The following is a 23,230-nucleotide window of genomic DNA, read 5'->3' on the forward strand; positions in this document are numbered from 1 at the left end:
AAAATGAGCGTATTAGTTAATAAAGATACAAAAGTTATTGTTCAAGGTATTACAGGTTCTCAAGGGTTATTCCATACAAAACAAATGATTGAATACGGTACGAAAATTGTCGGTGGTGTAACGCCAGGTAAAGGTGGCACTGATATTGAAGGTGTACCAGTATTTGACACTGTAGAAGATGCAGTGAAAGCAACAGGCGCAAACGCTTCAGTTGTATACGTTCCACCCGCTTTTGCGGCTGATGCAATTATGGAAGCAGTTGATGCAGAAATTGATTTAGTAGTATGTATTACTGAAGGGATTCCTGTATTAGATATGGTAAACGTAAAGAGATATATGGCTGGTAAACATACACGTTTACTTGGACCAAACTGCCCAGGTGTTATCACACCTGATGAATGTAAAATCGGTATTATGCCAGGATACATTCATAAAAAAGGTCATGTAGGTATCGTATCTCGCTCTGGTACATTAACGTATGAGGCTGTACACCAGTTAACACAAGAAGGTATTGGTCAATCTACGGCTGTAGGTATCGGCGGGGACCCTGTTAACGGTACAGACTTTATTGATGCGTTAAAAGCATTTAATGAAGATGAAGAAACACATGCTGTAATTATGATTGGTGAAATCGGTGGTACAGCGGAAGAAGAGGCAGCTGAATGGGTGAAAGCTAATATGACAAAACCTGTTGTAGGCTTCATTGGCGGCCAAACAGCGCCTGCTGGTAAGCGTATGGGCCATGCTGGTGCAATCATTTCTGGCGGTAAAGGAACTGCTGCAGAAAAGATTAAAACGATGGAAGCTTGTGGTATTAAAGTAGCGGAAACTCCAGCAGTTATGGGTGAAACACTAATCTCTGTCTTAAAAGAAAAAGGTCTATTTGAGACTTGTAAAAACTACTAATCTTTTGAAAGGCACCTTCTTGTTTGAGGGTGTCTTTTTACACACTTCTTGTTTACATAATAAAAATTATGGGTAAGGAGAATTATAATGAAAAGAGAACGATTATTGCATCTTCACTACTTATTAGCGGATCATTGGAAAGCGATTGAGAAGCTATTATATGTCGATCCAGAATTGAAGGGAATATACACTTTTAATGCAAAACAAATGGAATGCTACACCGGAATATCCTCGAAAAAATCTTCAGAATTAGTAAAATTTCTTCAGAGTTCAAATCTCCCGCAATATATATCTTATTTAGAGAAAAATCGAATCTTTTACATGACTATATGGGATGAGGAGTATCCCCCATTATTACGTGAAATACAAGATCCCCCTTTTGTAATATATGGAAAAGGAGAGAAGGGTTTTCTTAATAAATCTAATAAATTAGCGGTTGTGGGAACGAGAGAACCGACTTTATATGGACATGAAAGTTTACAATTTATTTTACACCCATTATTAGAAAAGGAATGGCTTATTGTAAGTGGTTTTGCAAGAGGAATAGATACGATGTCTCATGAAATTACAGTAAGACAGCATTGCCCGACTATTGCGATACTAGGACACGGATTATCGTATATATATCCAAAAGAGAATCGATATTTATATGAAGCATGGAATGAATATATATTGTTATTAACAGAGTATCCTCCGCACTATGCACCGAAAAAATGGTATTTTCCAAAAAGGAATCGGATTATTAGTGGTATAAGTAAAGGTGTTTTAGTTGTAGAAGCGAAATCGAGAAGTGGAACACTGATTACCGCGGACCTTGCTTTAGAGCAAAATAGAGAGGTATTTGCACTTCCTGGACCTATATTTATAGATAGTGCATCAGGAACAAATCATCTAATTCAACAAGGAGCGAAACTAGTAAGAAATGCAGAAGATATACTAGAAGAGATTTTAAATTAACCTTATATTTTTATGTTTTTATTAAACAATTATTGACAAATGGTAGATAGGCACTGTATGGTATATTCATTCTTGATTGACAAAAACAAGAGAAATCAATAAGATTAATGAAGACTTGAATCCACCTCTTAAGGAGGCACTAGCATGTCAGATTACCTCGTAATCGTGGAGTCGCCTTCTAAGGCGAAGACCATTGAGAAATATTTAGGGAAAAAATACAAAGTTGTCGCGTCTATGGGACACGTTCGCGATTTACCTAAAAGCCAAATGGGGATAGAAGTAAAGAATAACTTCACCCCGAAGTATATTACCATTCGTGGTAAAGGTCCCGTCTTAAAAGATTTAAAATCAGCGGCAAAAAAAGCAAAGAAAGTCTATCTCGCGGCCGATCCAGATCGCGAAGGAGAAGCAATTGCTTGGCATTTAGCCAATACGTTAAATGTGGACGTAGAATCAGATTGTCGAGTTGTGTTTAATGAGATTACAAAAGATGCAATCAAAGAATCATTTAAACATCCTCGTGCAATTAATATGGATTTAGTAGATGCACAACAAGCAAGACGTATACTAGATCGTCTTGTTGGTTACAATATTAGTCCTTTATTATGGAAGAAAGTAAAAAAAGGATTAAGTGCAGGTCGCGTACAATCTGTAGCAGTTCGTTTAATTATCGAACGTGAAAGAGAAATTCAAAGTTTTGAGCCTGAAGAATTCTGGACAATTAAGACAGAATTTGTGAAAGGGAAAGACACATTTGAAGCAAGCTTTTACGGTGTAGATGGTGAAAAAATTCAATTAACGAATGAAACGCAAGTGAATGAAATAATTGAACAGATGAAAGATAATGCATTCTCAGTTGAAAATGTAGCGCGTAAAGAGCGAAAACGTAATCCTGCATTACCGTTTACAACATCTTCCTTGCAACAAGAGGCAGCGCGTAAGTTAAACATGCGAGCAAAGAAAACGATGATGCTTGCGCAGCAATTGTATGAAGGAATTGATCTTGGAAAACAAGGAACGGTCGGTCTTATTACGTATATGAGAACTGATTCAACACGTATATCAGAAACAGCTCAAACAGAGGCGCGTACTTTCATTACAGAGGCGTTTGGTACGGAATACATAGGAACAGAAAAGAAGAAAGAAACGAAAAAATCGAACGCGCAAGATGCGCATGAGGCAATTCGTCCTACTTCGGTAATGAGAAAGCCAGAGGAACTAAAGAGTTTCTTAAGTCGTGATCAACTTCGATTATATAAATTGATTTGGGAGCGATTTGTTGCAAGTCAAATGGCGTCTGCTATAATGGATACTGTGACAGCGAGACTCATTAATAACAATGTTCAGTTCCGTGCAAGTGGATCAGTTGTAAAGTTCCCAGGATTTATGAAAGTGTATGTAGAGTCGAAAGATGACGGTGCTGAAGAAAAAGATAAGATGTTACCACCTTTAGAGGTAGGGGAAACAGTATTTTCGAAGGATTTAGAACCGAAGCAACACTTTACACAACCGCCGCCGCGCTATACAGAGGCTCGTTTAGTAAGAACACTTGAAGAGCTTGGAATTGGAAGACCATCGACTTACGTACCGACACTTGAAACGATTCAAAAACGTGGATACGTAGGTTTGGATAATAAACGCTTTGTTCCAACTGAACTTGGTGAAATAGTAATTGAACTTATTTTAGAGTTTTTCCCAGAAATTATTAACATTGAATTTACTGCTAACATGGAGCAAAGCCTCGATGAAGTAGAAGAAGGAAATGCGAATTGGGTAAAAATTGTTGATGATTTCTACGTAGGCTTTGAACCGCGTTTAGAAAAAGCGGAAAAAGAAATGCGTGAAGTGGAAATTAAAGATGAACCAGCTGGGGAAGACTGTGAATTATGTGAGCACCCAATGGTCTTTAAAATGGGTAAATACGGGAAATTTATGGCTTGTTCGAATTTCCCAGATTGTCGTAATACAAAACCGATTGTGAAAGAAATCGGTGTTACTTGTCCGAAATGTGATAAAGGTCAAATTATCGAACGTCGTAGTAATAAAAAGAAACGTCTTTTCTATGGTTGCGGTACGTATCCAGAGTGTGACTTTGTATCTTGGGATAAGCCGATTGGCCGCAAATGTCCAAAGTGCGAAGGTATGCTAGTAGAGAAGAAGTTGAAAAAAGGCGTGCAAGTACAATGTATTTCGTGTGATTATGAAGAAGAACAACAAATGTGAGCGTAACTGCTCACATTTTTTTCGGGAAGAAAAGGAAAGGTGATAAATATATGACAACACAAGTAGTAAACGTCATTGGCGCAGGTCTTGCAGGAAGTGAAGCAGCTTACCAAATTGCAAAACGTGGTGTCCAAGTAAGATTATATGAAATGAGACCGGTAAGACAAACACCAGCTCATCACACAGATAAATTTGCAGAGCTAGTATGTAGTAACTCGCTTCGTGCAAACACATTAACAAATGCTGTAGGTGTTATTAAAGAAGAAATGCGCTTAATGGATTCTGTTATTATTCGTGCAGCTGATGAGTGCTCTGTACCAGCTGGAGGAGCTTTAGCTGTAGATCGTCATGAATTTGCGGCAAAAGTAACGGAATATGTGAAGAACCATCCGAACGTAACTGTGATGAATGAAGAAATCACTGAAATTCCAGAAGGTCCTACTGTTATCGCGACAGGCCCACTTACGTCTCCTGATCTTTCGGCGCAATTAAAAGAATTAACAGGTGAAGACTATTTTTATTTCTATGATGCTGCAGCACCAATTGTTGAGAAAGACAGCATTGATATGAATAAAGTGTATTTAAAGTCTCGTTACGATAAAGGTGAAGCGGCATATTTAAACTGCCCAATGACGGAAGAGGAATTTGACCGTTTTTATGAGGCTTTAATCGCTGCTGAAACAGTACCTTTAAAAGAATTTGAAAAAGAGATTTTCTTTGAAGGTTGTATGCCGGTAGAGGTTATGGCAAGTAGAGGAAGACAGACACTAGTATTTGGACCAATGAAGCCTGTTGGGTTAGAAGATCCGAAAACTGGGAAAACACCATATGCTGTTGTTCAGTTACGTCAAGACGATGCAGCGGGAACGTTATACAATATCGTAGGTTTCCAAACGCATTTAAAATGGGGACCACAAAAAGAAGTGTTACAGTTGATTCCAGGACTGGAAAACGCAGAGATTGTACGTTATGGTGTAATGCATCGTAATACGTTTATTAATTCACCTAACTTACTTCGTCCAACATACCAATATAAACAACGTGATGATTTATTCTTCGCTGGTCAAATGACTGGAGTTGAGGGATATGTTGAATCGGCGGCTTCAGGATTGCTAGCAGGTATTAACGCTGCTCGACTTGTAAAAGGCGAAGAGCCGGTTGTATTACCGCCTGTAACTGCAATGGGAAGTATGGCAAATTATATTACTGCGACAAACGCGAAAAACTTCCAACCAATGAATGCAAACTTCGGATTGTTTGCACCACTAGAGAAGAAAATTAAGAAAAAAGCAGAACGTAATGAAGCCTATGCAACACGCGCTTTAGAAACAATTCAAAATTTTGTAAATATTTAGTTAAATTTCTTGCAAAGGCTACTAAGTTGTGATACGATTTAGTAGCCTTTATTGAGGTGAATTGTGTGAATGTGAAGAAATTGTTACAATTATTCGTTGGATATTTACAAATTGAAAGAAATTATTCAAAATATACAATTGCAAGTTATCAAAATGATTTAGAACATTTTGTGCAATTTATGGAGCGAGAAGGCATATCCTCTTTTTTAGATATTACATACGCGGATGTTCGTTTGTACTTAACTACGTTGCACGATGAAAAGTTAGCCCGTAAATCTGTCGCAAGAAAAGTATCAAGCTTACGAAGTTTATATCGTTTTTTGATGCGTGAAGGTTATCGGAAAGATAATCCGTTTGCACTTGCGTCACTCCCCAAAAAAGAATTGTCAATCCCAAAGTTTTTATATGCTGAAGAATTAGAGGAATTATTTGAAGTTTCTGACACAGAAACACCCCTAGGTCAAAGGAATCAAGCTTTATTAGAGTTGATGTATGCGACTGGGATCCGTGTGAGTGAATGTGTCAATTTACAACTTACCGATATTGACTTCGCGGTGGGAACAATTTTAGTTATGGGAAAAGGAAAAAAACAAAGGTATATTCCGTTCGGAAGCTACGCACAAGATGCTTTAATTACTTATATAGAGAACGGGAGAAAACAGTTAGCTCACAAAACTGAAGAACACTCTCATATGGTATTTTTAAATGCGAAAGGCACGCCGCTAACGAGTCGAGGAGTACGCTATGTATTAAACGAACTCATTAAGAAGGCTTCACTGACAATGCGGATAAGTCCCCATATGTTAAGGCATACATTTGCTACACATATGTTAGATGAAGGGGCAGATTTACGTACTGTACAGGAGTTACTCGGTCATGAGAATTTGTCGACGACACAAATTTATACGCATGTCTCTAAAGAAAGATTGCGTTCTGTCTACATGAAGCATCACCCACGGGCATAAATTGCTTTTAAAGCTATAAAAACATATAAAGGAGTTTTTTCTATGGGAAATTTCCACGCTACAACGATATTTGCAGTTCATCATAATGGAGAATGTGCAATGGCTGGAGATGGCCAAGTGACAATGGGAAATGCTGTTGTAATGAAACATACAGCTCGTAAAGTTCGTAAACTTTTCCAAGGGAAAGTTTTAGCTGGTTTTGCGGGTTCGGTTGCTGACGCATTTACTCTTTTTGAAATGTTTGAAGGGAAGTTAGAAGAGTACAATGGGAACTTACAGCGTGCTGCAGTTGAGATGGCAAAACAATGGCGTGGCGACAAAATGTTACGTCAGCTAGAAGCGATGCTCATTGTCATGGATAAAACAACGATGCTCCTTGTTTCAGGTACAGGAGAAGTGATTGAACCGGATGATGGTATTTTAGCAATTGGATCTGGTGGAAATTATGCGCTTTCTGCAGGTCGTGCTTTAAAGCAATATGCAAGTGAACATTTAACAGCGAAGCAAATTGCGAAAGCGAGTTTAGACATTGCTGGCGATATTTGTGTTTATACAAACCACAATATAATTGTGGAAGAATTGTAGAATCGTAAGGGAGGCATTTTATATGCATTTACATTTTACTCCGCGTCAAATTGTGGAAAAATTAGATCAATACATTATCGGTCAAAAAGATGCAAAGAAAGCGGTTGCTGTAGCTTTAAGAAATCGATACCGCCGAAGTAAATTAGCTGAAAATCTACGTGATGAAATTGCGCCTAAAAATATTTTAATGATTGGACCGACAGGTGTTGGTAAAACAGAGGTAGCACGACGAATGGCGAAACTCGTTGGAGCACCTTTTATTAAGGTTGAAGCTACGAAATTTACAGAAGTTGGATATGTAGGTAGAGATGTAGAATCGATGGTACGTGACCTTGTGGAAACGTCAGTTCGCATCGTGAAAGAAGAAATGGTAGTTAAAGTGCAAGACAAAGCAGAAGAACAAGCGAATCAACGACTTGTTGAAATTTTAGTACCAAGTCCAGAGAAACAATCTGGATTTAAAAACCCATTAGAAATGTTATTTGGTGGTGCTCAAAATTCGAATCAAACATCTGATGCAGAAGAAGATGTGGAAATCGAAAAGAAACGTCAAGATGTAGAAAGAAAGCTTGCTGCAGGACTTCTTGAAGATGAAATTGTATCGATTGAGGTGACTGAGCAACAGTCTTCTATGTTCGATATGTTACAAGGAACTGGCATGGAACAAATGGGAATGAATTTCCAAGATGCGTTAGGAAGTTTTATGCCGAAAAAAACAAAAAAACGTAAACTTTCTGTAAAAGAAGCAAGAAAACTCTTGACAAATGAGGAAGCACAGCGCTTAATTGATATGGATGAAGTTACACAAGAGGCTGTTTATCGTGCTGAACAGCTCGGGATTATTTTTATCGATGAAATTGACAAAATTGCTGGTAAGCAGTCGAATAGCGTAGATGTATCACGTGAAGGTGTGCAACGTGACATTCTGCCGATTGTAGAAGGATCGAATGTTGCGACAAAATACGGATCAGTAAAAACGGATTATATTTTATTCGTTGCAGCTGGAGCGTTTCATATGTCTAAACCGTCGGATTTAATTCCGGAATTACAAGGGAGATTTCCGATTCGAGTAGAATTAACAAAATTATCGACTGATGATTTTGTTAAAATATTAATCGAGCCTGACAATGCGTTAATTAAACAATATATGGCTTTATTAGCGACTGAAGGTATAGAAATTGAATTTTCAGACGAAGCTATTCGTAAGATTGCTGAGATTGCTTATCAAGTTAATCAGGATACAGATAACATTGGAGCAAGAAGACTTCATACGATTATGGAGAAGCTCCTTGAAGATTTATCGTTTGAAGCATCTGAAATTACGTTAGAGAAAATAACGATAACACCTCAATACGTTGAGGAGAAATTAGCAACGATTGCTAAAAATAAAGATGTGAGCCAGTTTATTTTGTAATAGTGTCATCAGGTGACTCGCCCTAGTTTCCAAGTGATGAAAAAATATGTGAGTAACATGTAGGAGGAACTTTTGAAATGGAATTATTAGCAAAAACAAGAAAATTAAATGCGTTATTACAGAGCGCAGCAGGAAAGCCTGTAAACTTTAGAGAAATGTCTGACACAATGTGTGAAGTAATCGAAGCGAACGTATTCGTAGTAAGCCGTCGTGGTAAATTACTAGGTTATGCAATTCACCAACAAATTGAGAATGAGCGTATGAAACAAATGCTTGCAGAGCGTCAATTCCCAGAAGAGTACACACAAAGCTTATTCAACATTACAGAAACATCTTCAAACTTAGATGTAAACAGTGCTTACACAGCATTCCCAGTAGAAAATAAAGAATTATTCGGTCAAGGTTTAACTACAATCGTACCAATCGTTGGTGGCGGTGAGCGTCTAGGTACACTAGTGTTAGCTCGTCTTGGTCAAGAGTTCTTAGACGATGATTTAATTCTTGCTGAGTACAGCTCGACTGTTGTAGGTATGGAAATTTTACGTGAAAAAGCAGAAGAAATCGAAGAAGAAGCACGTAGTAAAGCTGTTGTTCAAATGGCGATCAGCTCATTATCTTACAGTGAGTTAGAAGCAATCGAGCACATCTTCGAAGAGTTAAATGGAACAGAAGGTTTACTTGTTGCAAGTAAAATCGCTGACCGCGTAGGAATCACTCGTTCTGTAATCGTAAATGCACTTCGTAAATTAGAGAGTGCTGGTGTAATTGAGTCGCGTTCTTTAGGTATGAAAGGAACATACATTAAAGTATTAAACGACAAATTCTTACATGAACTTGCTAAATTAAAAACAAACTAATTTATAAAACTCTCCTCATTTTTTGAGGGGAGTTTTTTGTGTATAAAAGATTGATGTTGTTTGTAAATAGCGTCATAATCGTATTTTTTGGAAAAGCTATGAATTGAATTTCGCTTTTTTGCTTAAAAGAAATACAGGTTGGTAATACTAGAATTCGAGTATGAGCAAAGAAAGTTTTACATTGTTCGCATTTTCGACTTGCTTGTAATATTTCAGTATGATATAGTAAGCAGTGGTGTCAGTACAAAGTACACACGTTTACTGATTTAAGTGTTGGTGCTACGTTTGTAGTTTCGCTTAGAGATGAAGTAAACGGAGGATATCAAAAACCATTTAGGAGGAACTATATTATGTCAGTAATTTCTATGAAGCAATTGCTTGAAGCTGGTGTTCATTTCGGACATCAAACTCGTCGTTGGAACCCAAAAATGAAGCGTTACATTTTCACAGAGCGTAACGGTATCTACATCATCGACTTACAAAAAACTGTGAAAAAAGTTGAGGAAGCTTACAGAACGATGCGCGACATCGCTGCTGAAGGCGGAGACATCTTATTCGTAGGTACTAAAAAACAAGCACAAGAAGCTATTAAAGAAGAAGCAACTCGTGCTGGTATGTACTTCGTTAACCAACGTTGGTTAGGTGGAACTTTAACAAACTTCCAAACAATCCAAAAGCGTATCAAGCGTCTTAAAGACATCGAAAGAATGCAAGAAGATGGTACTTTCGAAGTACTTCCTAAGAAAGAAGTTGTTCAACTTAAAAAAGAGTTAGAGCGTCTTGAGAAATTCTTAGGCGGTATTAAAGATATGAAAGGTCTTCCAAGTGCATTATTCGTAGTAGACCCTCGTAAAGAGCGTATTGCAGTTGCTGAAGCACGCAAATTACACATTCCAATCATCGGTATCGTTGATACAAACTGTGATCCAGACGAAATCGATCACGTTATCCCAGCAAACGATGATGCAATTCGTGCTGTAAAACTTCTTACATCTAAAATGGCAGACGCGATCCTTGAAGCAAAACAAGGTGAAGAAACTGTTACTGCGTAACAAAGTTGGAAAGGTGATAAGGGGTTCGGCCTTTTATCACCTTTTTTAAGGTATAAACACCTTTATTAAAGGTATAAATACATATTTTAGGAGGATGAAAACTATGGCAATCACTGCACAAATGGTAAAAGAATTACGTGAAAAAACTGGCGCAGGTATGATGGACTGCAAAAAAGCTTTAACAGAAACTAATGGCGACATGGAGAAGGCAATTGACTTCTTACGTGAAAAAGGTATCGCGAAAGCTGCTAAAAAAGCAGACCGCATCGCTGCTGAAGGTTTAACTTTCATCGAAACAAACGGTAACGACGGTTTAATCTTAGAATTAAACTCTGAAACTGATTTCGTTGCGAAAAACGAAGGTTTCCAAACATTAATTAAAGAATTAGCTGCTCACTTATTAGCTAACAAACCAGCTAACGTTGAAGAAGCTATGGCTCAAACAATGGAAAACGGCAAAAAAGTAGAAGAGCACATCAACGAAGCAATCGCTAAAATTGGTGAAAAACTTACACTTCGTCGTTTCGAAATCGTAACAAAAACTGATGCAGATGCATTCGGTGCTTACCTACACATGGGTGGACGCATTGGTGTTCTAACAGTTCTTGAAGGTTCTACTGATGAAGCAGCTGCTAAAGATGTTGCAATGCACATCGCTGCAGTTAACCCTAAATACATCGACCGCGATGCTGTAACAGCTGAAGAAGTTGAGCATGAGCGTCAAGTATTAACACAACAAGCATTAAACGAAGGCAAGCCTGAAAAAATCGTTGCAAAAATGGTTGAAGGCCGTCTTGGCAAATTCTTCGAAGAAATTTGCTTACTTGACCAAGCATTCGTTAAAAACCCTGATATGAAAGTTCGTCAGTTCGTTGAGTCTAAAGGCGGAACATTAAAAGGATTCGTTCGCTACGCTGTTGGTGAAGGAATCGAAAAACGCGAAGACAACTTTGCTGAAGAAGTAATGAACCAAGTAAAAGGTAGTAACTAATACAGATTAGGGAACACATTGTGTTCCCTTTTTTAAAATAAAGATGTAAGCAATTGGAGGTTCATTATGAGTAAACCGAAATATAATCGTGTCGTTTTAAAGCTGAGTGGAGAAGCTTTAGCTGGCGAGCAAGGATTTGGAATTAACCCAGCTGTTATTAAATCAGTTGCGGAACAAGTGAAAGAAATTGCAGAACTTGATGTAGAGGTTGCTGTTGTTGTTGGTGGCGGTAACATTTGGCGTGGGAAAATTGGAAGTGAGATGGGCATGGATCGTGCAGGAGCAGATTACATGGGCATGTTAGCGACAGTTATGAATTCATTAGCTCTTCAAGATAGCTTAGAGAACATCGGAATTCAAACTCGCGTACAAACTTCAATCGAAATGCGTCAAGTGGCAGAGCCTTACATTCGTCGTAAAGCAGTTCGTCACTTAGAGAAGAAACGTGTTGTAATCTTTGCAGCAGGTACAGGTAATCCATACTTCTCTACAGATACAACAGCAGCATTACGTGCGGCAGAAATTGAAGCAGACGTAATTTTAATGGCGAAAAATAATGTAGATGGCGTATACAATGCGGACCCATCTATTGATCCAACAGCTACGAAATACGAAACGCTTACTTACTTGGATGTATTAAAAGAAGGTTTAGGTGTAATGGATTCTACAGCTTCTTCTCTATGTATGGATAATGACATTCCATTAATTGTATTCTCAGTTATGGAAAAAGGTAATATTAAACGTGCCGTTTTAGGCGAAAATATCGGAACAGTTGTAAGGGGGAAATAAATATGGGACAACAAGTATTGAAGTCTTCAAATGAAAAAATGGAAAAAGCAGTTGCTGCTTATTCTCGTGAATTAGCAACAGTTCGTGCTGGCCGTGCAAATGCGTCAGTATTAGATAAAGTACAAGTTGATTACTATGGTGCACCAACACCAGTTGTGCAATTAGCGAACATTACAGTTCCAGAAGCACGTTTACTTGTAATTCAACCTTATGATAAAACTTCTATCGGTGATATCGAAAAAGCAATTTTAAAAGCAGATTTAGGCTTAAACCCTTCTAATGACGGAACTGTAATTCGTATTGCATTCCCTGCATTAACTGAAGAGCGTCGTCGTGATCTTGTTAAAGTTGTGAAAAAATATGCTGAAGAAGCAAAAGTTGCTGTTCGTAACGTACGTCGTGACGGTAACGATGATCTTAAGAAGCTTGAAAAAGCTGGCGAGATTACAGAAGATGATTTAAGAGGATATACTGAAGATATCCAAAAAGAAACAGATAAATATATTGCAAAAGTTGACGAAATCGCAAAAAACAAAGAAAAAGAAATCATGGAAGTGTAATAGCGATACTTTCGCAAATATGACCCTCTTCTTAAGGGGGTCTTTTTACACTTTTAGGCATACGTCTGCTTGCTGGAGGGTATGAATGATGTTTAAAAACTTTCCTTTTTTTAAAGGTAAAAAGGACACATCGTTTGATCATCTCGTTGAAGAAGTGAAAAAAGGATACATCCCAGAACATATTGCTATCATTATGGATGGTAATGGAAGATGGGCAAAGAGGAGAGCGATGCCTCGTATTGCGGGACATCATGAAGGCATGCAAGTTGTAAAGAAAATTACAAAATTTGCAAGCAAACTTAATGTGAAAGTATTAACTCTTTATGCTTTTTCAACTGAGAACTGGAAAAGACCGAAAAAGGAAGTTGATTATTTAATGAGGCTTCCGGAAGAATTTTTAGGTACATTTTTACCAGAATTGATTGAAGAGAACGTACAAGTCCGAGTAATAGGGCAACAAGATCGTCTCCCTACGCATACACGCAGAGCGATGGAGAAGGCCATGGAAGATACGAAAGAGAATACGGGATTAATTCTGAATTTCGCGTTAAACTATGGAAGTCGAGATGAAATCGTTTCTGCTGTGCAACATATGGTGAAAGATAGTGAGGAAGGGAAAATTCGTGTTGAAGATGTAAGTGAAGAAATGCTTTCTTCCTACTTAATGACGAGTTCTTTACCTGACCCAGAGTTGTTAATCCGTACGAGCGGAGAGCTACGTATTAGTAATTTCATGTTATGGCAAATTGCATATTCGGAATTTTGGTTTACAGATGTGTATTGGCCAGATTTTACCGAGGAACATTTGCTAAATGCGATTACAGAATTTCAACATAGAGGGCGCAGATTCGGAGGCGTGTAGAAAGAGAGGGTTTGGTAGTGAAACAGAGAATTATTACTGGAGTGGTTGCTGCCGCGCTATTCATTCCCATCGTAATTTACGGTGGCGTGCCTTTTACGGTTTTAGTGTATGCACTTGCTTCTATAGGTTTATATGAATTAATTCGTATGAATAAGCTTACGCTTATTTCAGTACCAACAGTTTTAGCTGCAGTATTATTATGGGTTATTTTAATTCCAAGTAGTGCATCACAACTGTTTACTTGGATTGGATTAGGTAAATTAGAAATCACATTTGTGATTGTTTTATTACTTTTATCATATACAGTCCTTTCTAAGAATACATTTACTTTTGACCATGCTTCCTTTTTACTAATGGCAACAACATATGTTGCAATGGGATTCCTATATTTGAATGAAACGAGAATTTTAGGAATTAAATATGTGTTTTGCGCATTATTTGTTATATGGGCTACTGATTCAGGCGCATATTTCGTAGGGAAAGCATTAGGAAAAAGAAAATTATGGCCAGAAATTAGTCCAAATAAAACGATTGAAGGTTCATTAGGCGGTATCGTTTGTGGGATTGTTGTAGCACTTGTTTACAATATGTTCTTCCCAGTTGAGGCTAATGTAGGGATTTTAATTGTGTTGACAATTATCATTTCTATTTTTGGACAAATTGGTGATTTAGTACAATCTGCATTTAAACGTCATTATGGCGTAAAGGATTCAGGTACAATTTTACCTGGACATGGTGGTATATTAGATCGAACAGATAGTTGGTTATTCGTTTTACCAATTCTCTACTTCTTATTACAATACAATTAATGAATGAACGAGGGGTTGGAGTCATGAAAAACATTAGTTTATTAGGTGCAAGCGGATCAATTGGTACACAAACATTAGATGTATTACGCTCGCACCCAGACCAATTCCGTCTCGTTGCTTTTTCTGTAGGGAAAAATATTGACTACGCAGTAAAGGTAATTCAAGAATTTTCTCCGCAAATCGTCTCTGTGCAAAGAGAGGAAGATGTTTTAAAACTACAAGCTGTTTCTGGTAATACAAAAGTTGTATATGGTAGTGAAGGGCTTTTAGAAGTAGCATTACATCCAGATGCGGAGATTGTAGTAAATGCTGTTGTAGGTAGCGTAGGGTTGTTACCAACACTTCGTGCAATTGAGGCGAAAAAAACAATTGGAATTGCAAACAAAGAAACGTTAGTAACTGCAGGGCATCTTGTAATGGAAGCAGCGCGAAAACATAATGTTTCGTTACTTCCAGTAGACAGTGAACATTCAGCTATTTTTCAATGCTTGAATGGTGAAAATGAAAAAAGAATTTCTCGACTAATTATTACGGCTTCTGGAGGAAGTTTCCGTGATAAAACGAGAGATGAATTGCATCATGTGACCGTAGAAGATGCGCTTCGACATCCAAACTGGTCAATGGGTTCGAAAATTACAATTGATTCTGCTACAATGATGAATAAGGGGCTAGAAGTAATTGAAGCACATTGGCTTTTTGGTATCCCTTATGAGCAAATCGATGTTGTTTTACATAAAGAAAGTATTATTCATTCTATGGTTGAATTTGAAGATCGTAGTGTGATGGCACAGCTTGGCTCACCTGATATGCGAGTACCAATTCAATACGCACTTACATATCCTGATCGATTACCTCTTTCAGACACAAAGCAGTTAAATTTATGGGAAATGGGTACATTGCATTTTGAGAAAATGAACCAAGAACGTTTCCGTTGCTTGCGCTTTGCGTATGAAGCTGGAAAAGCAGGCGGAAGTATGCCAGCTGTAATGAATGCAGCGAATGAAGTAGCTGTTGAAGCTTTTTTACAAAAGAGAATTGGTTTCTTAACAGTTGAAGACCTCATTGAAAAAGCAATGAACCATCACAATGTCATTGCACGTCCGAGCTTAGAGGAAATTCTGGAAATTGATGCAGCCACAAGACGGTTTGTGATGGAACAAATTTAGCAAAGGTGGTATGGAATTGAATACAGCGATTGCCTTTATATTAATTTTCGGTGCACTCGTATTTTTCCATGAGCTAGGACATCTATATTTCGCAAAAAGAGCAGGTATTTTATGCCGGGAGTTTGCGATTGGTTTTGGTCCGAAAATATTCTCATTTGAAAAGAATGAAACGGTGTATACGATTCGATTACTGCCCCTTGGTGGCTATGTAAGAATGGCTGGCGAGGATGCAGATACAGTTGAGTTAAAGCCTGGGAAAAAGGTTGGCCTTGTATTAAATGAAAAAGATGAAGTTGCCAAATTAGTTTTTGATGGATATGAAAAGTATCCAAATGTTCGCGTTATTGAAGTGGAACAAGCTGATTTAGAACATAATTTAAAAATTTCGGGCTACGAAGAGTACGAGGAAGAGCTTCAAACATTCCGAGTGAATGAAAAGGCTCGTATTATTACTGCTGGTGAAGAAATTCAAATTGCTCCGTATAATAGGCAGTTTGGCTCTAAGAAATTAGGTCAACGTGCCTTAACAATCTTTGCAGGTCCTGCAATGAACTTTATTTTAGCATTTGTTATTTTTGTGATTCTTGGATTTGTACAAGGTGTACCTGTTGACAAGCCAATGGTCGGAAAAGTAATGGAGAATAGTGCAGCAGAGCAAGCTGGATTAAAAGAAAATGATACAATTCAAGCAATTGATGGGAAAAACACAAGTACATGGAAAGATGTTGTTACCATTGTACGTGAAAACCCGAATAAGGAAATTACGTTACAAGTAAAGCGTGAAAGTGAACAGTTTAATGTGAAGGTAACGCCAACGCTTGATAAAGAAGGTAAAGAAGAGGTTGGTAGAATTGGTGTTTACTCTCCAGTAGAGAAAACGGTAATGGGTTCTATTAAATCAGGTTTTGAACAAACATACCAATGGACGAAACTAATTTTTGAGTCTCTTGTGAAATTAGTAACTGGTCAATTCTCTATTAATGAGTTGTCAGGTCCAGTAGGAATTTATAATCTAACAGATCAAGTTGTAGATTATGGATTTACGCGTGTATTAAGTTTAGCAGCAGTATTAAGTATTAACCTTGGTTTATTTAATCTACTACCAGTTCCAGCTTTAGACGGCGGACGTTTGTTCTTCTTCTTAATTGAAGCATTACGAGGGAAACCAATTGACCGTCAAAAAGAAGGAATGGTTCACTTTATTGGTTTTGCATTATTAATGTTACTTATGTTAGTTGTAACTTGGAATGACATTCGTAAGTTTTTCTTGTAAAATAAAGTGAAACTTATAATGAAATAGAGCTCGTAGAATAAAATCCCTCACCTAACTCGAGGTGAGGGGTTTTACTGCGTGTAAGAGTAAAATGAAGAGGTGCGAATAGATGAAACAAAGTATGGTATTCAGTCCTACATTACGTGAAGTTCCAGCTGATGCGGAGATTAAGAGTCATCAGTTATTACTTCGTGCAGGTTTTATGCGTCAAAATGCTTCTGGTATTTATAGTTTTCTACCATTTGGTTTAAAAGTACTACACAAAGTAGAACGTATCGTTCGAGAAGAAATGGAGCGCGCAGGTGCTGTAGAATTATTAATGCCAGCGATGCAAGCTGCAGAATTATGGCAAGAATCAGGCCGTTGGTATTCTTACGGATCTGAATTAATGCGTATGAAAGATCGTAACGCTCGTGAATTCGCATTAGGAGCGACACACGAGGAAGTAATTACGGATCTTGTACGTGATGAAGTGAAATCATATAAAAAATTACCGTTAACATTATACCAAATTCAAACAAAATTCCGTGACGAACAAAGACCTCGTTTCGGTTTATTACGCGGAAGAGAGTTTCTAATGAAAGATGCATACTCTTTCCATGCTACACAAGAGAGCTTAGATGAAGTGTACGATCGCTTATACAAAGCATACTCTAACATTTTTGCTCGTTGTGGTTTGAATTTCCGTGCGGTTATTGCTGATTCTGGTGCAATGGGCGGAAAAGATACACATGAATTTATGGTATTATCTGATGTTGGTGAAGATACAATTGCATACTCTGATACATCTGATTATGCAGCAAATATCGAAATGGCTCCTGTTGTAGCTGCGTATACAAAGAGTGACGAAGCAGAAAAAGAACTTGAAAAAGTAGCAACACCAGACCAAAAAGCAATTGAAGAAGTATCTGCATTCTTAAACATTGAAGCTGACAAGTGCATTAAGTCTATGGTATTTAAAGTAGATGAGAAATTAGTAGTTGTACTTGTTCGTGGTGATCATGAAGTAAACGATGTCAAAGTGAAAAATGTATACGGCGCTTCAGTTGTTGAGCTTGCTTCTCATGAAGAAGTAAAAGAACTATTAAATTGTGAAGTTGGTTCATTAGGACCGATTGGTGTAACAGGTGATATCGAAATTATCGCTGACCATGCTGTAGCATCAATTGTTAACGGATGTTCAGGAGCGAATGAAGAAGGATTCCATTATGTAAATGTAAATCCAGAACGTGACTTTAAAGTAAGTCAGTATACAGATTTACGTTTCATTCAAGAAGGAGACCAATCTCCAGATGGAAACGGAACAATTCTTTTTGCACGCGGAATTGAAGTTGGTCATGTATTCAAATTAGGAACTCGTTATAGTGAAGCAATGAACGCAACATTCCTAGATGAAAACGGAAAAACACAACCACTTATTATGGGTTGTTACGGTATCGGGGTATCTCGTACAGTGGCAGCAATTGCAGAGCAGTTTAATGATGAGAATGGTTTAGTTTGGCCAAAAGCTGTTGCACCTTTCCATGTGCATGTAATTCCAGTAAATATGAAATCCGATGCACAACGTGAAACGGGTGAAAACATCTACAACTCATTACAAGAGCAAGGATATGAAGTATTACTAGACGATCGTGCAGAACGTGCAGGTGTTAAATTTGCAGATGCAGATTTATTCGGCCTTCCGGTTCGCGTGACAGTTGGTAAAAAAGCAGACGAAGGTATTGTAGAAGTGAAAGTACGCGCTACAGGCGAGTCTGAAGAAGTGAAAGTAGAAGAACTTCAAACATATATTGCTAATATTTTAAAATAAGAAGAGGTACCTCGTAATGGGGTACCTTCTCTTTCTTTGTAAACGTATTTTGTAAAAGAAGAAGGGAGAAATCTTTCTTTGTAGTACGTTTCAATTTATAATAGCAAATGGAAGGAGAGTGCTTATGTCTTTAACAAATGAACAACAAGAGCGATTTCAAATTTTGCTCCAGCAGTTGCAAATACCAGACGACCTAATAAATCAATATTTACAAGGCGGTGGTATTGAAAGGCTCGTTATTGATAAAGCAAATAAAAGTTGGCATTTTAATTTACAAGTGCCACGTATTTTGCCTACAGAATTATATGAATTGCTAGAAACAAAGCTTAAGCAATCATTTTCTCATATTGCAAGAACAACATTTGCATTAGAAACAGAGAACAAACAATTTACAGAAGAAGAAGTGAGGGCGTATTGGCCACTTTGTACGGAGCGAATTACATTTTCACCTATGTTTGCTTACTTAAAGAAGCAGCTTCCGCAGGTGAATGGCGTGAAGTTGCTTATAAATGTGAATAATGATTTGGAATCTACTGCTTTAAAGAAAAACGTTGCGAAACCAGTAGGGGATCAATACGAAGCCTTTGGATTCCCGCGTTTCCAGTTAGACACACATATACAGCAAAATACGGAAGAAATGCAAAAGTTCCGTGAGCAAACGCAGCAAGAGGACCGTGAACGTGTTATACAAGCTATGGAAGAAATGGCGAAGAAGCAAGCTGAAGAAAGTAGCGTCGTGCATGAAGGACCGATTACACTTGGGTATCTTATTAAGCCGGACGAAGAGATTACACCGATGCGAGAAATTCAAGATGAAGAAAGAAGAAAAACGGTTCAAGGATATGTCTTCCACGTAGAAACGAAAGAGCTTCGTAGCGGACGTACGTTATTAACTTTAAAAATAACGGATTATACAGATTCTATTATGATCAAAATGTTCTCGCGTGACAAAGAAGATATTCCAATGCTGCAGTCCTTGAAAAAAGGAATGTGGGTAAAAGCGCGTGGTTCTGTTCAAAATGATACATTTGTTCGAGATTTAGTAATGATCGCAAATGATATTAATGAAATAACAGGACCGTCTCGTAAAGATAAAGCACCAGAAGGTGAAAAGCGTGTAGAGTTGCATCTTCATACACCGATGAGCCAAATGGACGCAGTTACTCCTGTTTCTAGACTTGTGGCTCAAGCGGGTAAATGGGGGCATGAGGCTATTGCGGTAACAGACCATGCTGTTGCACAGTCTTTCCCAGAAGCATATTCTGCAGGTAAAAAGGCTGGGATTAAAGTCATATACGGTGTCGAGGCAAATTTAGTTAATGATGGTGTACCGATTGCATATAACGAAGCACATCGACTACTTGCAGATGAAACATATGTTGTCTTTGACGTTGAGACAACAGGCTTATCTGCTGTGTATGACACTGTTATTGAGTTAGCTGCTGTAAAAGTACAAGGTGGCGAAATTATTGACCGCTTTGAATCTTTTGCAAATCCGCATCAACCATTATCGGCAACGATTATTGAATTAACAGGTATTACAGATGATATGTTAACTGATGCACCAGAAGTGGACGAGGTGTTTAAAAAGTTTGAGGAATGGATGGGCGACCATACACTAGTTGCTCATAACGCAAGTTTCGATATGGGCTTTATTAACGTAGGATTTAAAAAAGCTGGTTTAGAAAAAACGAAAAATCCAGTAATAGATACGTTAGAACTTGCACGATTCTTATTCCCAGAAATGAAAAACCATCGATTAAATACGATGTGTAAAAAGCTTGATATTGAATTAACGCAACATCACCGTGCGATTTATGATACAGAAGCAACGGGATATTTACTTGTGAAAATGTTAAAAGATGTGATTGAAAAAGGATTTGAATATCACGATCAATTAAATGATAGTATGGGGCAAGGGGATGCTTATAAGCGCGGGCGTCCAAGTCATATGACATTACTTGCTACATCAGATGTTGGATTGAAAAATTTATATAAACTTGTTTCATACTCTCACTTAAATTACTTTTACCGTGTACCACGAGTACCGAGGTCACTATTAAAAAAATACCGTGAAGGAATTTTAGTAGGAACGGCTTGTGATAAAGGTGAAGTGTTTGAGGCAATGATGCAAAAAGCACCAGAAGAGGTAGAAGAAATTGCGCAGTTCTATGATTACATTGAAGTCATGCCGCCAGACGTGTTACGTCATTTAGTAGAGCGTGAACTCGTTCGAGATGAAGGGCAATTAAAAACAATTATTTCTAACTTAGTTAAACTAGGTGAGACGTTAGATAAACCCGTTGTCGCTACCGGAAACGTGCATTACTTAGATCCAGAAGATGCAATGTATCGTAAAATTTTAGTTAGTTCGCAGGGCGGAGCCAATCCGTTAAATCGACATTCATTACCACCTGTACATTTCCGTACCACAGATGAAATGTTAGAGTGTTTCTCATTCTTAGGTGAAGACGTAGCGAAAGAAATTGTCGTAACGAATACACAAAAGGTTGCATCATTAATTGGCGATGTTCATCCAGTAAAAGATGATTTATATACTCCGAAAATTGAAGGTGCAGATGATGAAACGCGTGATATGAGCTATGAAATGGCGCGTAGCATTTATGGTGAAGAGTTACCTGAAATTGTAGAAGCGCGTTTAGAAAAAGAGTTAAAAAGTATTATTGGGCATGGATTCGCCGTAATTTATTTAATTTCACATAAACTTGTAAAAAAATCGTTAGTAGATGGATATTTAGTAGGTTCGCGTGGATCGGTAGGTTCATCATTCGTAGCAACGATGATGGAAATTACAGAAGTAAATCCATTACCACCACACTATGTATGTCCAAAGTGTAAGCAATCAGAATTCTTTAATGATGGTTCTGTAGGTTCTGGTTTTGACTTACCAGATAAAGATTGTCCTACATGTAATGTTCCATACGTAAAAGATGGACATGATATTCCGTTCGAAACGTTCCTTGGATTTAAAGGAGATAAAGTACCCGATATCGATTTGAATTTCTCCGGGGAATATCAACCACGTGCCCATAACTATACGAAAGTACTGTTCGGTGAGGATTACGTATATCGTGCAGGAACGATTGGTACAGTTGCGGAAAAAACTGCTTATGGATATGTAAAAGGTTATGCAAATGATCATAACTTAACGATTCGAAATGCAGAGATTGACCGTTTAGTAGCAGGATGTACCGGTGTAAAACGTACAACCGGACAGCATCCAGGTGGTATTATCGTTGTGCCAGATTATATGGACATCTTTGATTTCTCACCAATACAGTTTCCGGCAGATTCAATAGGGGCTGAGTGGCGAACGACACACTTTGATTTCCACTCAATTCATGATAATTTATTGAAACTCGATATACTAGGACACGATGATCCGACTGTTATTCGTATGTTACAAGATTTAAGTGGTATTGATCCGAAAACAATCCCAACGGACGATCCAGAAGTAATGAAAATTTTCTCAGGTCCAGAATCATTAGGGGTAACGGAAGAACAAATTAACTGTAAAACAGGTACGCTTGGTATACCAGAGTTTGGTACGAAATTCGTAAGGCAGATGTTAGAAGAGACGAAACCGACGACATTCTCAGAGTTAGTCCAAATTTCTGGACTATCGCATGGTACGGACGTATGGCTTGGTAATGCAAACGAGTTAATTTATAACGGTACATGCACGCTAAGTGAAGTTATCGGTTGTCGTGATGACATCATGGTATATTTAATCTATCAAGGTTTAGACCCATCATTAGCTTTCAAAATCATGGAGTCGGTTCGTAAAGGTAAAGGTGTACCAGAAGAATGGGAAGAGGACATGAAAACTAATAATGTACCTGGTTGGTATATTGATTCATGTAAGAAGATTAAATACATGTTCCCTAAAGCCCATGCGGCTGCGTACGTACTTATGGCCGTGCGTATTGCATACTTTAAAGTACATTTCGCGCTTCTATTCTATGCCGCATACTTTACGGTTCGTGCAGATGACTTCGACGTAGAGGCAATGGCGAAAGGTTCAGCATCTATACGTGCAAGAATTGATGAAATTGCGCAAAAAGGTTTGGATGCAGCGCCGAAAGAGAAGAGTTTATTAACGGTACTAGAAATGACACTTGAAATGTGTGAGCGTGGATACTCATTCCAAAAAGTTGATTTATATCGCTCACATGCGACAGACTTTATTATTGATGGGGATACTTTAATTCCTCCATTTAATGCAGTGCCTGGTCTAGGTACAAACGCAGCTTTAAGTATTGTAGAAGCACGCAAAAATGGAGATTTCTTATCAAAAGAAGATCTGCAGCAGCGCAGTAAGGTTTCAAAAACAATTATTGAGTATTTAGATAGTCAAGGTTGTCTAGGAGATTTACCTGATCAAAACCAGTTATCACTGTTCTAGTAGGTAGGAAAAGTCTTTGCAAATCAATATTTGCTATGGTATACTATTAACCGAGATAACCATGTCATGTATATTGTGTGAAAAAAAGAGTGGGGAAACCCACTCTTTCGTGTTACTATCTACATTTTATTGATGTGGAAAGGTAAGAAATTTCTGTCGTATATACATATTTTGTTACAAGTTTTACTTCTTAAATTTGGTAATACTAAGACAGATATTCCCTGCTTAAC

18 protein-coding genes are annotated in these 23,230 nt (G+C 37.9%); all 18 read left to right on the top strand.

Annotated elements, in window-relative coordinates; genetic code table 11:
- Nucleotides 1-3: 3 nt before the first annotated feature.
- The 18 genes from sucD to AC3WTI_RS23715 all read left to right on the top strand — a co-directional run bounded on the left by sucD (nt 4) and on the right by AC3WTI_RS23715 (nt 23,000).
- The gene (gene sucD, locus AC3WTI_RS23630) at nt 4-906 is read left to right on the top strand and encodes a succinate--CoA ligase subunit alpha (protein ID WP_000115178.1); all 903 of its coding nucleotides are present in this window, start codon (nt 4-6) and stop codon (nt 904-906) included.
- Nucleotides 907-993: 87 nt separating this feature from the next.
- Entirely contained in the window at nt 994-1,863 is an 870-nt protein-coding gene (dprA, locus tag AC3WTI_RS23635; RefSeq protein WP_087958610.1) for a DNA-processing protein DprA, read from the top strand.
- Nucleotides 1,864-2,007: 144 nt separating this feature from the next.
- Entirely contained in the window at nt 2,008-4,086 is a 2,079-nt protein-coding gene (topA, locus tag AC3WTI_RS23640; RefSeq protein WP_097840530.1) for a type I DNA topoisomerase, read from the top strand.
- Nucleotides 4,087-4,136: 50 nt separating this feature from the next.
- Nucleotides 4,137-5,441 (top strand): FADH(2)-oxidizing methylenetetrahydrofolate--tRNA-(uracil(54)-C(5))-methyltransferase TrmFO, encoded by a 1,305-nt coding sequence (trmFO, locus tag AC3WTI_RS23645; protein WP_071716250.1) that lies wholly within the window; start codon nt 4,137-4,139, stop codon nt 5,439-5,441.
- 65 nt (nt 5,442-5,506) lie between these two features.
- Entirely contained in the window at nt 5,507-6,406 is a 900-nt protein-coding gene (gene xerC, locus AC3WTI_RS23650) for a tyrosine recombinase XerC (protein ID WP_029439591.1), read from the top strand.
- 42 nt (nt 6,407-6,448) lie between these two features.
- Complete coding sequence (gene hslV, locus AC3WTI_RS23655; protein WP_000526271.1) at nt 6,449-6,991, top strand: ATP-dependent protease proteolytic subunit HslV; 543 nt, start codon at nt 6,449-6,451, stop codon at nt 6,989-6,991.
- A gap of 22 nt (nt 6,992-7,013) precedes the next feature.
- On the top strand, nt 7,014-8,405 hold the full coding sequence (gene hslU, locus AC3WTI_RS23660) for an ATP-dependent protease ATPase subunit HslU (RefSeq protein WP_087958611.1): 1,392 nt from the start codon (nt 7,014-7,016) through the stop codon (nt 8,403-8,405).
- A gap of 77 nt (nt 8,406-8,482) precedes the next feature.
- Nucleotides 8,483-9,262, top strand: coding sequence for a GTP-sensing pleiotropic transcriptional regulator CodY (gene codY / locus AC3WTI_RS23665; RefSeq protein WP_000421288.1), 780 nt, complete (start codon nt 8,483-8,485; stop codon nt 9,260-9,262).
- A gap of 350 nt (nt 9,263-9,612) precedes the next feature.
- On the top strand, nt 9,613-10,314 hold the full coding sequence (gene rpsB / locus AC3WTI_RS23670; protein WP_000111485.1) for a 30S ribosomal protein S2: 702 nt from the start codon (nt 9,613-9,615) through the stop codon (nt 10,312-10,314).
- Nucleotides 10,315-10,417: 103 nt separating this feature from the next.
- Nucleotides 10,418-11,305, top strand: a complete 888-nt coding sequence (gene tsf / locus AC3WTI_RS23675; protein WP_002194822.1) for a translation elongation factor Ts — start codon at nt 10,418-10,420, stop codon at nt 11,303-11,305.
- Nucleotides 11,306-11,371: 66 nt separating this feature from the next.
- Nucleotides 11,372-12,094, top strand: a complete 723-nt coding sequence (pyrH, locus tag AC3WTI_RS23680) for a UMP kinase (RefSeq protein WP_000042663.1) — start codon at nt 11,372-11,374, stop codon at nt 12,092-12,094.
- A 2-nt stretch (nt 12,095-12,096) separates the two neighbouring features.
- Complete coding sequence (gene frr, locus AC3WTI_RS23685; protein WP_000531501.1) at nt 12,097-12,654, top strand: ribosome recycling factor; 558 nt, start codon at nt 12,097-12,099, stop codon at nt 12,652-12,654.
- Nucleotides 12,655-12,739: 85 nt separating this feature from the next.
- Entirely contained in the window at nt 12,740-13,516 is a 777-nt protein-coding gene (uppS, locus tag AC3WTI_RS23690; RefSeq protein ID WP_097840529.1) for an undecaprenyl pyrophosphate synthase, read from the top strand.
- 17 nt (nt 13,517-13,533) lie between these two features.
- Nucleotides 13,534-14,325 (top strand): phosphatidate cytidylyltransferase, encoded by a 792-nt coding sequence (gene cdsA, locus AC3WTI_RS23695; RefSeq protein ID WP_087958613.1) that lies wholly within the window; start codon nt 13,534-13,536, stop codon nt 14,323-14,325.
- 23 nt (nt 14,326-14,348) lie between these two features.
- The gene (dxr, locus tag AC3WTI_RS23700; RefSeq protein ID WP_097840528.1) at nt 14,349-15,491 is read left to right on the top strand and encodes a 1-deoxy-D-xylulose-5-phosphate reductoisomerase; all 1,143 of its coding nucleotides are present in this window, start codon (nt 14,349-14,351) and stop codon (nt 15,489-15,491) included.
- Between the two features lie 16 nt (nt 15,492-15,507).
- A complete protein-coding gene (rseP, locus tag AC3WTI_RS23705; protein WP_142305796.1) occupies nt 15,508-16,764 on the top strand; it encodes an RIP metalloprotease RseP in 1,257 nt (418 codons plus the stop codon).
- 109 nt (nt 16,765-16,873) lie between these two features.
- Entirely contained in the window at nt 16,874-18,574 is a 1,701-nt protein-coding gene (locus AC3WTI_RS23710; RefSeq protein WP_087958616.1) for a proline--tRNA ligase, read from the top strand.
- Nucleotides 18,575-18,698: 124 nt separating this feature from the next.
- Nucleotides 18,699-23,000 carry a PolC-type DNA polymerase III gene (locus tag AC3WTI_RS23715; RefSeq protein ID WP_097840526.1) on the top strand — a complete coding sequence of 1,434 codons (4,302 nt, stop codon included), beginning with the start codon at nt 18,699-18,701 and terminating at the stop codon, nt 22,998-23,000.
- Nucleotides 23,001-23,230: the final 230 nt, after the last annotated feature.

Source organism: Bacillus sp. EB106-02-03-XG38 (assembly GCF_058792175.1).